An 11,889-nucleotide genomic window follows, 5' to 3' on the forward strand; every position below is an offset into this window, starting at 1 on the left:
GGCGCCGGGGCTCGATCCGTCATCAGCCGGTCAGAAGAAGACCGACCGCCGCTTCAGCAGCATCCGGTACAGCTCGTGCTGGATGCTCTCCCGCACCTGGTCCGCCAGGTTGAAGACGACCATCGGATCGTCCGCCGCCCCCTCCCCGTAGCCGTCCGTCGGCACCGGCTCCCCGAACCGGATCGACCACTTGGACGGCAGCGGCACCGCCCCCAGCGGCCCCAGCCAGGGGAACGTCGGCGTGATCGGGAAGTACGGCAGGCCCATCAGCCGCGCCAGCAGCCGGGCGTTGCCGAGCATCGGGTAGATCTCCTCGGCCCCCACCACCGCGCACGGCACGATCGGACGCCCCGTCCGCAGCGCCGCCGAGACGAACCCGCCGCGCCCGAACCGCTGCAGCCGGTACCGCTCGCCGAAGGTCTTGCCGAGCCCCTTGAAGCCCTCCGGCAGCACCCCCACGATCTCGTCGGCCTCCAGCAGCCGCAGCGCGTCCTCCGGGCAGGCCAGGGTGTGGCCGGCCTTGCGCGCCAACTCGCCCAGCACCGGCAGCTGGAAGACCAGGTCGGCGGCGAGCAGCCGGAGCGCGCGGCGCGCCGGATGGTGGTCGCGGAGCGCGACCTGGATCATCAGCGCGTCCAGCGGCAGGGTGCCCGAGTGGTTGGCGACCACCAGCGCGCCACCCTCGTCGGGAATGTTCTCCAGGCCCTCGACGTCGACGCGGAAGTAGTGGTCGTAGAGCGGCCGCACCGCGGAGAGCAGCACGTTGTCGGTGAGGTCCGGGTCGAAGCCGAAGTCGTCGACCTCGTAGCAGCCGGAGAGCCGCCGGCGCAGGAAGTCCACGCCGCGCAGCAGCGCCTCCTCCAGCCCGCCGGGGCCCGGCACGCCGTCGCCCCCGTCGCCGTCCACGCCGTCGCCGTCCACGCCCGTGTCCGCCTCCGCCGCGTCCTCGGGGTCGGGCGCCGGGCGCAGCGGCCGCGGCACCGCGCCGTCGCCCCGGCCGAACGGGATCACCTTCGCATCAGCCACGGATCCAGCCTCGCACGTCCGACCACCCGATCCCCCAACTCCGACCGAGCAGCCCCCGCCCGCGGGCCGCGGAGTAGTCGGCGAGCGTCTCGGCGGTGGTGTACTGCGGGGCGAAGCCCAGCACCTCGCGCATCCGCGTGGTGTCGACGACCCGGCCGTGGGTGAGCAGCCGGATCTGCTCCGGGGAGAAGTCGGTGGCGCCGACCGTCCGCGCCGCCTGCCCGGAGGCGGTGACGGCCGGCAGCGGCAGCGGCAGCATCGGGCGGCCCAGGCGCCGGGCGGCCTGGGAGAGCAGCAGCACGCCGTCCCCGGCGATGTTGAAGGTGCCGTCGGCGGAGGTGGCGGGGACGCCGCGGCGCGGCCGCAGCGCCACCGCGCGCAGCACGTCCACCGCGTCGTCCTCGTGGACGAACTGCAGCCGCGGGTCGAAGCCGAGCACGGTGGGCAGCACCGGCAGGGCGAAGTAGCGGGCGAGCGGGGAGTCGGCGGCCGGGCCCAGCACGTTCGCCAGGCGCAGCACGCACACCGAGACATCGGGCCGGCGCCGGGCGAAGCCGCGGACGTACTCCTCGACCTCCACCGCGTCCCGGGCGTAGCCGCCGGAGGGCAGCACCCGGGCCGGCATGTCCTCGGAGTAGAGCGCGGGGTCGCGGGCGGCCGAGCCGTAGACGCTCGTCGTCGACTTGACGACGAGCCGTTGGACCGACGGGGTGCGGGTGCAGGCGGCCAGCAGCTGCATGGTGCCGATGACGTTGGCCTCCTTGACGGCGCTGCGCACCCGGGGGCCTGCGGACCCCAGCGGGGTGGCGTTGACGTTGAGGTGCACCACGGTGTCCGCGCCGGCCGCGGCGACGGTGGCCGCGATGCCGGGGCGGCGCAGATCGGCGCGGACGAACTCGGCGTCGCCGAGCCCGTCGGGCGGCGGCTCGACGTCCACGCCGATCACCCGCCGCACCCCGGGCGCGCGGACCAGGGCGCGCGCCACCCGGCTCCCCAGGTGCCGTGCGACGCCGGTCACCAGGACCGTGCTGCCCGCCATCCGCCGCTCTCCTCCTCAGGCCGCCTCGCGCGGGCCTCGTGCCGCGCTCGGGAAACACCACAAGCCGCCGACCCCGCTTCTACGGGGCAGGCGGCTCGGGGACGCGATGCGCAGGGCCGACGGGCCCCGTGCTCACTTCTTGTTGCGACGCTGGACGCGCGTGCGCTTCAGCAGCTTGCGGTGCTTCTTCTTGGCCATACGCTTGCGGCGCTTCTTGATGACAGAGCCCACTGACAACCTCGCTCACATCGAGACACGGTGCCCCCGCGCCTCAGGTGCGCGGCACGGGGGAAGTGGTCAGGGGCAGGCGCCCACACGACCGACCCCCGAAGCGTACAGCGGCGCCCGCGGCGCAGGCCAACCGGGGTCGGTCCGCGCCGCGGGCTGGGTGGTGCCGGCTACGCCGTCTCGCTGCCGACGTAGGAATCACGCAGGTAGTCGTGCACGGCCTGCTCCGGAACGCGGAACGAGCGCCCCACCCTGATCGCTGGGAGCTCACCGTGGTGCACCAGGCGGTACACCGTCATCTTGGACACGCGCATGACCGAGGCCACTTCGGCGACGGTCAGGAAGTTGACCTCGTTGAGAGGCCGCTCTGCATCTGCCATGACACACCGAACCTTTCGTGCTCGCCGGGCACCGGCTTCCCCTCCGGTGTCAATATGCCGACATGCACGCCCTCCCCAGACTAGTGGCGCGTGGTACCAGTGGGAAGACGAGTAACCAACGCCTGTTTACGCTGACAATCCGGCAGATTCCAGGATGTACCGGGCAATTGGCGAGTAGAAGTTGGCTGAAAGTCCGTCATCCAGGGGCACGGCAACCGCGACCCGGCCCTCCGCTTCGCCGACGAACAGCGCCGGATCATTGGAGTCCGCGAAGCCGATCGCCTCCACTCCGGCCTGTCCCGCGGCGCACACCCAGCCGTGGTCGCCGATCACCAGGGCCGGCGGAGGGGACCCGTCCGCGGCGAGCGCGGCCAGGGCGGCGCGCACCGGGAGCGGCGAGTGGCTGTGCGCCGGCGCACTCGGACGCGGCCCGTCCGCCTGAGCGCCCGTCAGTTGTCCGAGGTCTTCGGGGCTGGAGTGGTCCGGGTGCCCCGGGGGTGGCGCCGGGGGGTTGGCGAGGTGCAGCACTCCGCGCCGCTGCCGCAGCACCCGGGGCCGCGGCCCCGCCCCGGTGCCCACGGTGAGGACGGTGCCCAGGGCGGGCAGCAGCACCGGGCAGCCGACCCGGGCCAGCGCCCTGACCAGCGACGCGTGCAGGGCGAGGAGGCGGGCGGGATGACCGGTGCCGCAGAGCACCGGCGCGCGGTCGCGGGCGGTGGCGGCGAGGCGCACCGCGAAGGCGTCCAGCGCGTCCAGGGTGCGGTCGGGGTCGATGCGGTCGACACCCGTCCGGTAGGTCGGATCGGGGTGCACGCCCACCCGACGGTGCATCAGATCGAGAATCGCGTCCGGGCCCCAGTCGCCCTGCGGATCGAGGCCGAGGAGATACGCCGGGTCGCGGTCGGCGAACCGTCGGTAGTGCCGGAGGTTGTTCTCGCGCGGCGTGGCGACGTTCCCGGCGAGGCACCGGGAGATCAAGTGGCGCCGGAGGCGAACTCGCGAGGGCACGCCCTCGATTGTGAACGAACTGTGCAGGTCGCACCGGGCCTGCGGCGTGTTTCGGACGGAGTTCGGGAGAACGCGCTCCGTGACCGACGCTCCTGGGGCTGCCGGCTACGGCAGCATCCCGTGGTGCGGCCAGACCGCCCGGCGCACCGCGATGATCGCCTGATCGAGGCGGGAGGCGGGGTCGAAACCGTCCTCGTGGAAGTCGAGATAGGCGGTGTCGCCGCCCTCGCCCATGGTGAACGGGGCCTCCTCGCCGCTGAGTCGGCGGGCCTCCAGCCGCCACTCCGGCGGGACGGAGGTGTCGGCGGCCAGCGGGTGCCCGGCCGCCTCGGCGGTCAGATGCGTCCAGGCCCGGGGGACGGTGCCCACCACGTCGTACCCGCCGCCGCCGAGCGCCACCCACCGCCCGCCGGCGTGGCGGTGCGCGAGGTCGTGGCAGGCGGCGGCCGCGGCGCGCTGCCCGTCGACGGTGAGCATCAGATGCGCCAGCGGGTCGTCGAGGTGGGTGTCGGCGCCGTGCTGGGTGACGAGCACCTCCGGCTGCCACTCCGCGAGGAGCTCGGGGACCACGGCGTGGAAGGCGCGCAGCCAGTCGCGGTCCCGGGTGCCGGGCGGCAGCGCCAGGTTGACGGCGGTGCCCTGGGCGTCCGGGCCGCCGGTCTCCTCGGGCCAGCCGGTCTGCGGGAAGAGCATCGCGGGGTGCTCGTGGAGGCTGATGGTGAGCACCCGCGGGTCGTTCCAGAAGGCGGCCTGCACGCCGTCGCCGTGGTGCACGTCGCAGTCGACGTAGGCCACCCGCGAGACACCGCGCTCGAGCAGCACGGCGATGGCGACGGCCGGGTCGTTGTAGACGCAGAAGCCGGAGGCCTTGGCGGCCATCGCGTGGTGCAGCCCGCCGGCGATGTTGACGGCGTGCGTCGCCTCCCCGCTGCGGACGGCCTCCGCGGCGGCGGCGGACTGGCCGGTGATCAGCGCGGAGGCGCGGTGCATCGCGGGGAAGGCCCAGTTGTCGTCGGTGCCGATGCCGAACTCGGGCGCGGGGGCGGCGGCCTTGACCGCGTCCAGGTAGGCGTCGGTGTGGACGAGCCGCAGGGTGGCGTCGGCGGCGGGCGGCGCGGCGCGCACGTCCACGGGGACGTGCAGGGCGTCGATGAGGTCCATGGTGAGGCGCAGGCGGAGCGGGTTCATCGGGTGGCCGTCCCCGAAGTCGTACTCGGTGACGGCGTCGTCCCACATCAGCACCGCATTGCATGCGTCCTCGCCCATGGGGCAAACCTATCGCCCGGCGGGCGTCCCGAAGGGGCGCGGGGCTCTGCCGACGGGCGGCTCCGCCGCGTGGGCGCGCGCGGGAACAGCGGACCGTTCGCCCGGCGAGCGACCCGGCACCCCGCGGCGCGGCTCCGCGGTCACCTGTCAGACGCGCGCGTTGGCGGCCAGCACGACCTTCGCCTGGTGGGCGACCTGCTGTTCGACGGGGATCCAGCGCGCCCGGGTGGCGCGCCCGTACTCCTCCGCCCACTCCTCCACCAGCGAGCCCACCGCCCGCGGCGCCACCCGCCCCAGCATGGCGGCGGCGCGCAGCGGCAGCCGGTGGGCGATGATCGCCAGGTCGGCGACCCGGCCGCGGGTCGCCGCCGCGCCCGACCCGCCGCGCCGCGGCAGCGCCGACGCCGCGGTGATGCCGATCCGCACCGTCTCGTGGACGGCCCGCAGCAGCTCGCCGTCCTCGACGTCCACCCCGTCGGCGAGCGCGGCGACCCGCGCGCTGCGCTCCCCCAGCATCCGGGCGGCGTCGTGCAGTTCGCGGTGCGGGGCGTGGTGCGGGGCGGGGTCGCCGACCGCGTCGGAGCCCCACATCGGCGCCTCGACGATCGCTGTGACGCCGCCGTAGCGGGCCGGGTAGGTCCAGGTGGGCCCGGAGACCCCGAGGCCGAGCGGCACCACGTTCTGCGGGCGCCCGGCCGGCATCACGTAGTGGCCCGGCCCGGCGGTCGGCCACTGGTGGGCGTCGGGCGCGGCGAGCGCCACCGGCATGTCGTGCTCGGCGGCCGACTTGCCGAGCGGCTCGGCGAGTCCGGGGATGTCGGCGGTGGTCTGCACGAAGGTGCCGCCGACATCCACGCCGTGCAGCGAGCACATCAGCTGCGGGCGGAGCCGGTCCAGGGCGGCGGTGAGCGCCCGGGTCTCGGGGTTGCGCTGCGGCAGCCACTCGGCCTGGTCGGGGAAGGCCGGCCGGTAGAAGTGCCGGTGCATGGAGGCGAGGGTGACGGGCCGGGTGGTCCAGCCCTCGTTGCGGGCCGCGGCGTCCGGGTCGATGCAGGGGACGAGGTGCCAGGCGGTGCCGTCCCGCAGCCGCGGATCGGCGAGCACCGCGTGCGCCAGCCGCAGCGAGGTGGGGCCGCCCACCGGCTCGTTGGCGTGCGGCCCGGCCACCACCAGGACGTTGCGCGGGGCGGGTTCGCCCACCGAGAGCATCGGGATGGGGCGGCCGGCGCGCGAGCGGCCCAGCGTCTCCAGCCGGCACAGCCCGGGGTGGCGGCGCGTCAGTTCACCGGCCTGGTCGGCGAGTTCGACGAGGCTGGGGTAGCGCTGCGAGGGGGCCCCGGCGGCGCGGGGCCCCGGCGGCGGGCACCGTCGCGGACGGTCGGGCCGCGCGCCGCGCGCCTGCGGGGCCTGCCCCGACGGCGCGCGGCGCGCGGCCTGTTCGGGCTGATCGATCCGCCGATCCGATGCGACGCCCACCACGGAACAGCCCGCCCCCTTCGTCATCTCCCACGTCACGGCGGTACCTCGCCCGGCCGATGGATGCCAACGGACTACCTCACCGCGCAGATCGGCAAACGCAGGGCGGCCGTGACCGCCGCCACGCGAGCGACACCGCCACCCGATCGGCGGCCCGCGTGCTGCACATCGGCTCAGTTGTAGTGGGAGGAAAGGAACTTGGCCAGATCCTGCATGTCATCAAATCGCATGTTCGCATCGGACAATCGAGCCGCCGGGGTCATCGCAGTGAAGCCGTACACGTCCATTCCGGCGGCCCGGGCCGCCGCCACACCCAGCGGGCTGTCCTCCACGACCAGGCAGCGCGCCGGGTCGGCGCCCATCTTCTCGGCGGCGTGCAGGAAGAGATCGGGCGCCGGCTTGCCCCGGCCGACGTCCTCGGCGCTGAAGATCCGCGCGTCGGTGAAGTGCGGCAGCAGGCCGGTCCTGGCCAGGGCGACCCGGATCCGCTGGTGCGTCCCGGAGGAGGCGACGCAGTACGGCACGCCGAGCCCGTCCAGGGTGCCGAGGAGCTCGGGGGCGCCGTCGACGGGGGTGAGCTCGCGCGCGAAGGCGTCGAAGACCCGGGCGTGCAGGGTGGCGTCGAAGTCCTCCGGCAGGCGCTGCCCGCTGCGCTCCCGGACCAGGTCGTGGACCCGGTGCACGGCGGCGCCCATGTAGTCGCGCAGCGAGTCCTCGTAGGAGGTGGGGTGCCCCAGCTCGGTGAGGTAGCCGGCGAGGATCCGATTGGAGATCGGCTCGCTGTCGACGAGGACACCGTCGTTGTCCAGGATGATCAGGTCGTAGCGCATGGGGCCACGGTAACGGCGCGGAGGTGTACGGTTGGGCCATGAACGTGTGCATGCTCTCCAAGCGACTCGGCTGGTGGCCCGCCTGACGGCGGCCATCCCCTCGCGCATGCACAGGCCGCCGCTCGACCGGCGGCCTTTTTTTGATGTCCGGCCTCCCGGCGAGCGGCGGTGCGCACCACCCCCCACTCGCCCCCTGACGGGAAGGAACGGACGACATCATGCGGATCTTCAGCGGCGTCAAGCCCACCGGACACCCGACGCTCGGCAACCTGCTGGGCGCGATGCAGCGCTGGGCCCGGATCGACCAGTTCCGCTCGGACGACCCCGGCGACGCGCTGTTCTGCGTCGTCGACCTGCACGCCCTGACGGTCCCCCATGAGCCGGCGGCGCTCCGGGAGCGCACCCGCGAAGTGGCGACGCTGCTGCTGGCGACCGGGCTCGACCCCGAGCGCTGCACGGTCTTCTGCCAGTCGCACGTGGCGGCGCACACCCGGCTGACCTGGATCATGGAGTCCGTCGTCGGCGACGGCGAGCTGCGGCGGATGGTCCAGTACAAGGAGAAGTCGGCGCGCCAGGAGTCGGTCAGCACGGCCCTGTTGACCTATCCGGCGCTGATGGCCGCGGACATCCTCGCCTACGGCGCGGAGGAGGTGCCGGTCGGCGACGACCAGCGGCAGCACGTCGAGCTGGCGCGGGACCTGGCGGTGCGGTTCAACACCCGCTACGGCGAGGTCTTCCCGGTCCCGCGCGCGGTGCGGCCGCCCGCGGGGGCGCGGGTGATGAACCTCCAGGTGCCGACGGACAAGATGGGCAAGTCCGACGACACCGCGGTGCAGGGCATCATCTACCTGCTGGACCCGCCGGACTCGGCCCGCCGCAAGGTGATGCGCGCGGTGACGGACGGCGGCCGGGAGGTCGTCTACGACCCGGAGGCGAAGCCGGGCGTGGCCAACCTGCTGGACATCCTCTCCGCGTGCGGGGACGGGACGGAGCCGGCCGAGCTGGCGACGCGGTACGCGTCGTACGGGGCGCTGAAGTCGGACGTCGCCGACGCGGTGGTCGCGGTGCTGGAGCCGCTGCAGGCGCGCTACCGGGAGTTCGCCGACGACCCGGCCACAATCGACAAGATCCTCCGCGCCGGCGCGGACCGCGCGTCGGCCCTCGCCGACCCCTACGTCTCCGCAGCGTACGACGCCATCGGCCTCCTCCCCCCACGCTGAACACCCCCGGCGCCCTCGCCGCGCCGAGCCCGGGTGGGGTGCCGGGGCGGAGGGGCGGCGGGGGCTAGTCGCCGGCGAGCTCGCGGGAGCGGTCGCGGGCCGCCTCGATGGCGGCGATCAGCGCGGCCCGCACCCCGTGCACCTCCAGCTCGCGCACCGCGGAGATCGTCGTGCCCGCCGGCGACGTCACCGCCTCGCGCAGCTTCACCGGATGCTCCCCCGAGTCCCGCAGCATCGCCGACGCCCCCACCGCCGCCTGCACGATCAGGTCGTGCGCCGCCGCCCGCGGCAGCCCCAGCAGGATCCCCGCGTCCGTCATCGCCTCCACCAGGAAGAAGAAGTACGCCGGCCCCGACCCGCTCAGCGCCGTCGCCGCGTCCTGCTGCGCCTCCGGCACCCGCATCGTCTTCCCCACCGGGGAGAAGATCGCCTCCGTCCGGGCCAGGTGCTCCTCCGCCGCGTGCGCCCCCGCCGAGATCACGCTCATCCCCTCGTCGACGAGGACCGGCGTGTTGCACATCACCCGCACCACCGCCGTGCCCGCCGGCAGCCGCCGCTCGATGTTGGCGGTCGTCACCCCCGCCGCGCCCGAGATCACCAACCGGTCGGCGATACCGTCCACCGGCGCCAGCTCGGCCAGCAGCGCCGCCATGTCCTGCGGCTTCGGCGTCAGGATCAGCGTGTCGGCGCGCTCCACCGCCTCCGCGTTGGAGACCGCCTCGACGCCGTACCGGTCGTGCAGCTCCTTGGCCCGCTCCGGCCGACGCGTCGTCACCAGCACGTCCCCGACCGGCGTCCCGGCCCGCAGCACACCCGAGACGATCGCCTCGCCGATCTTGCCGGTGCCCAGCACCGCCACCCGCTGCCGCTCCATCAACAACCTCTCCTCAGTCTCTCGACGCCGCGGAACGCAGAAAGAACGCCAGATTGGACGGCTGCTCCGCGAGCCGCCGCAGGAAGTAGCCGTACCACTCCGCGCCGTACGGCACATGCACCCGCACCGTCTCGCCGCCCGCCGCCAGCCGGGTCTGCTGCTCCGGCGCCACCCCGTAGAGCATCTGGTACTCGTACGAGCCCAGCGGGCGCTCGTACCGCGCCGCCAGCGCCGCCGAGATCCGCAGCAGCCGGGCGTCATGGGTGGCGATCACCGGGTGGCCGTCGCCGGCCATCAGCATCCGCAGGCAGCGCACGAAGGAGCGGTCCGTCTCGGCGCGGTGCGCGAACGCCACCGACTCCTGCTCGGCGTACGCCCCCTTGGAGAGCCGCACCCGCACGCCCGCGCCGGTCAGCTCGCGGCAGTCGCCCTCCGTGCGGCGCAGCCGCGACTGCAGCACCACGCCCACCGTCGGGAAGTCCGCGCGCAGCTCGCGCGCGATGGCGAGCGTCGACTCGGTGGTGGTGTGGTCCTCGGTCTCCAGGGTGACGGTCGCCCCGGAGCCGGCCGCCGCCGCGCAGATCGCGTGGGCGTTCTCCAGCGCCGTCTTCTCGCCGTGCCGGGGCAGGAACTGCCCCACCGCCGAGAGCTTCACCGAGACGTCCACCGCGCCCTCCGGCGCGCCCAGCGCGCGGGAGCGGCGCAGCAGGTCGACGTAGATGTCCCGGACGGCCGCCGCGCGGTCCCGGCTGAGGGTGTCCTCGACCAGCGGGTCGAGCCCCACGGCGAGGCCGCGGGTGAGCAGCCGGCCGGCCGTGCCGAGCGCGGCGGACGGGGTCTCGCCGGCGACGAAGCGGTGCACCAGCCCCCGGGTGAGGGGCGCGGACTGCACCATCTCCTTGGTGCCGCCGCTGTCGGACAGCGCCAGCAGCATGCGACGCAACAACGTGGACCTCCTTAAGGACCGTCTACGGCACCAGCCTATGGGGTCCGCCGATCACGGGGTGCGTCGGCGCAGGGTGGCGGCCCCGAGGAGGAGGGCGAGCAGGATGCAGCCGGTCAGCACGCCGATGTCCCGCCAGTAGAGCCCGGCGGGGTGCGCCTCGGCGGCGACCCGCTGCATCCCGTCGATGGCGTAGGAGACCGGCAGCGCGTCCGAGACCGCCCGCAGCACGCCGTTCATCTGGTCGCGCGGCACCAGCAGCCCGCCGAGCAGGAACTGCGGGAAGACGAAGGCCGGCATGAACTGCACGGCCTGGAACTCGGTGGCGGCGAAGGCGCTGACGAAGAGCCCGAGCGCGGTGCCGAGGACGCCGTCCAGGACGGCCACCACGCCGAGCAGCCACACCGGCCCGGCGGTCTTCATCCCCAGCCCCCACACCGAGACGGAGGTGACGACCACCGCCTGGACGACGGCGACGGCGCCGAACGCCAGCGCGTACCCGGCGAGCAGGTCGAGCTTGGCGGCGGGCATCGCCAGCAGCCGCTCCAGGGTGCCGGAGCGCCGCTCGCGCAGCGTGGTCACCGCGGTGATCAGGAACATCACGATCAGCGGGAAGGTGCCGAGCAGCGACGGCCCGACGCGGTCGAAGGTGGTCTTGTCGTCGAAGACCCAGGCGAGCAGCGCCTGGAGGACGCACGGGACGACGATCATCAGGGCGAGCGAGCGCGGATCGTGCCGCAGTTGGGTGAGGACGCGGTGGGCGGTGGCGAAGGCGACGGGCGGGTTGAGGAGCATGGCGGGGTGTCTCACTCTCCGGTCCGCGAGCCGCCGGCCGCGGCCTCGTCCACCAGGTGCAGGAAGGCGGCCTCCACATCGGGCGCGCCGGTGCGGCGCAGCAGCGCCGCGGGCTCCTCGTCGGCGAGCAGCCGGCCGTCGCGGAGCAGCAGCAGGCGCTGGCAGCGCTCGGCCTCGTCCATCACATGGCTGGAGACGAGGACGGTGGCGCCGGCCGCGGCGAGGCGGCCGAAGTGCCCCCACAGGTCGCGGCGGAGCACCGGGTCCAGGCCGACGGTGGGCTCGTCGAGGACGAGCAGCTCGGGGCGGTCCGTCCCGGCCGGGCCGCCGCCGAGCAGGGCGGCGGCGAGCGAGACGCGGGAGTGCTGGCCGCCGGAGAGGTCCCGGGCCAGGGCGTCGGCGTGGTCGCCGAGGTCGACCTCCGCGATCGCCCGGTCGGCGGCGGCGCGCCGCCGGCCGCGGCGCACGCCGCGCACCGCGGCGAAGTAGCGGAGGTTCTCGCGCACCGTCAGATCGCCGTAGACGGCGGGGTCCTGGGTGACGTACCCGATGCGGGACCGCAGCGCGGCTGCCCCGGCGGGCGCGCCGAGCACGGTGAGTCCGCCGGAGACGCGCGCCTGGACGCCGACCAGGGCGCGCATCAGCGTCGTCTTGCCGCACCCGGACGGCCCGAGCAGCCCGGTGAGGCTGCCGGCCGGCACCGCGAAGTCCAGCTCCCGCAGCACGCTGCGACCGCCGCGCTCCACGCCCAGCCCGCGCGCCTCCACCGCGATATTCATCACGCGATGAATCTCCCGCCCGGTA

General features: G+C 74.5%; 13 protein-coding genes. 1 reads left to right on the forward strand and 12 read right to left on the reverse strand.

Features of this window, described 5'->3' with window-relative positions:
* Nucleotides 1–30 precede the first annotated feature (30 nt).
* From BIV57_RS11810 to BIV57_RS11845, 8 genes are all read right to left on the reverse strand, one after another.
* Nucleotides 31–1,026: a lysophospholipid acyltransferase family protein gene (locus BIV57_RS11810; RefSeq protein ID WP_071656703.1), complete on the reverse strand. Its 996-nt coding sequence runs from the start codon at nucleotides 1,024–1,026 to the stop codon at nucleotides 31–33.
* Nucleotides 1,019–2,065 (reverse strand): NAD-dependent epimerase/dehydratase family protein, encoded by a 1,047-nt coding sequence (locus tag BIV57_RS11815; RefSeq protein WP_071656704.1) that lies wholly within the window; start codon nucleotides 2,063–2,065, stop codon nucleotides 1,019–1,021. Before BIV57_RS11815 ends, BIV57_RS11810 begins: the two co-directional genes overlap by 8 nt.
* Before the next feature lie 132 nt (nucleotides 2,066–2,197).
* On the reverse strand, nucleotides 2,198–2,296 hold the full coding sequence (locus tag BIV57_RS11820) for a 30S ribosomal protein bS22 (protein ID WP_003948845.1): 99 nt from the start codon (nucleotides 2,294–2,296) through the stop codon (nucleotides 2,198–2,200).
* Between the two features lie 167 nt (nucleotides 2,297–2,463).
* Entirely contained in the window at nucleotides 2,464–2,673 is a 210-nt protein-coding gene (locus BIV57_RS11825) for a helix-turn-helix domain-containing protein (RefSeq protein ID WP_071656705.1), read from the reverse strand.
* Between the two features lie 126 nt (nucleotides 2,674–2,799).
* Entirely contained in the window at nucleotides 2,800–3,681 is an 882-nt protein-coding gene (locus BIV57_RS11830; protein ID WP_071656706.1) for a phosphatase, read from the reverse strand.
* A 105-nt stretch (nucleotides 3,682–3,786) separates the two neighbouring features.
* Nucleotides 3,787–4,947, reverse strand: coding sequence for an acetoin utilization protein AcuC (locus BIV57_RS11835; RefSeq protein WP_071656707.1), 1,161 nt, complete (start codon nucleotides 4,945–4,947; stop codon nucleotides 3,787–3,789).
* 147 nt (nucleotides 4,948–5,094) lie between these two features.
* A complete protein-coding gene (locus BIV57_RS11840) occupies nucleotides 5,095–6,426 on the reverse strand; it encodes a M14 family zinc carboxypeptidase (protein ID WP_245797582.1) in 1,332 nt (443 codons plus the stop codon).
* A 170-nt stretch (nucleotides 6,427–6,596) separates the two neighbouring features.
* On the reverse strand, nucleotides 6,597–7,253 hold the full coding sequence (locus tag BIV57_RS11845) for an HAD family hydrolase (protein ID WP_071656708.1): 657 nt from the start codon (nucleotides 7,251–7,253) through the stop codon (nucleotides 6,597–6,599).
* A 215-nt stretch (nucleotides 7,254–7,468) separates the two neighbouring features.
* Between BIV57_RS11845 and trpS the strand changes: the two genes are divergently transcribed.
* Complete coding sequence (gene trpS, locus BIV57_RS11850) at nucleotides 7,469–8,473, forward strand: tryptophan--tRNA ligase (protein WP_107409549.1); 1,005 nt, start codon at nucleotides 7,469–7,471, stop codon at nucleotides 8,471–8,473.
* 64 nt (nucleotides 8,474–8,537) lie between these two features.
* Here the strand turns inward: trpS and proC are convergent, their stop codons facing one another.
* From proC to BIV57_RS11870, 4 genes are read right to left on the reverse strand one after another with little or no spacing between them, the layout of a single operon-like run.
* Nucleotides 8,538–9,347, reverse strand: a complete 810-nt coding sequence (gene proC, locus BIV57_RS11855) for a pyrroline-5-carboxylate reductase (RefSeq protein WP_071656710.1) — start codon at nucleotides 9,345–9,347, stop codon at nucleotides 8,538–8,540.
* Nucleotides 9,348–9,360: 13 nt separating this feature from the next.
* Complete coding sequence (locus BIV57_RS11860; RefSeq protein WP_071656711.1) at nucleotides 9,361–10,293, reverse strand: proline dehydrogenase family protein; 933 nt, start codon at nucleotides 10,291–10,293, stop codon at nucleotides 9,361–9,363.
* A gap of 51 nt (nucleotides 10,294–10,344) precedes the next feature.
* The gene (locus BIV57_RS11865) at nucleotides 10,345–11,085 is read right to left on the reverse strand and encodes an ABC transporter permease (protein ID WP_071656712.1); all 741 of its coding nucleotides are present in this window, start codon (nucleotides 11,083–11,085) and stop codon (nucleotides 10,345–10,347) included.
* An 11-nt stretch (nucleotides 11,086–11,096) separates the two neighbouring features.
* Nucleotides 11,097–11,864 carry an ABC transporter ATP-binding protein gene (locus BIV57_RS11870; protein ID WP_071656713.1) on the reverse strand — a complete coding sequence of 256 codons (768 nt, stop codon included), beginning with the start codon at nucleotides 11,862–11,864 and terminating at the stop codon, nucleotides 11,097–11,099.
* Between the last annotated feature and the right edge of the window lie 25 nt (nucleotides 11,865–11,889).

The sequence above is a fragment of the Mangrovactinospora gilvigrisea genome, from assembly GCF_001879105.1.
GTDB classification, from domain to species: Bacteria; Actinomycetota; Actinomycetes; order Streptomycetales; family Streptomycetaceae; genus Mangrovactinospora; species Mangrovactinospora gilvigrisea.

Coding starts and splice junctions, on each gene's coding strand:
- BIV57_RS11835 (WP_071656707.1), bottom strand. CDS start 4,947: ATGGGCGAGGACGCATGCAATGCGGTGCTGATGTGGGACGACGCCGTC.
- BIV57_RS11870 (WP_071656713.1), bottom strand. CDS start 11,864: ATGAATATCGCGGTGGAGGCGCGCGGGCTGGGCGTGGAGCGCGGCGGT.
- BIV57_RS11845 (WP_071656708.1), bottom strand. CDS start 7,253: ATGCGCTACGACCTGATCATCCTGGACAACGACGGTGTCCTCGTCGAC.
- proC (WP_071656710.1), bottom strand. CDS start 9,347: ATGGAGCGGCAGCGGGTGGCGGTGCTGGGCACCGGCAAGATCGGCGAG.
- BIV57_RS11825 (WP_071656705.1), bottom strand. CDS start 2,673: ATGGCAGATGCAGAGCGGCCTCTCAACGAGGTCAACTTCCTGACCGTC.
- BIV57_RS11815 (WP_071656704.1), bottom strand. CDS start 2,065: ATGGCGGGCAGCACGGTCCTGGTGACCGGCGTCGCACGGCACCTGGGG.
- BIV57_RS11865 (WP_071656712.1), bottom strand. CDS start 11,085: ATGCTCCTCAACCCGCCCGTCGCCTTCGCCACCGCCCACCGCGTCCTC.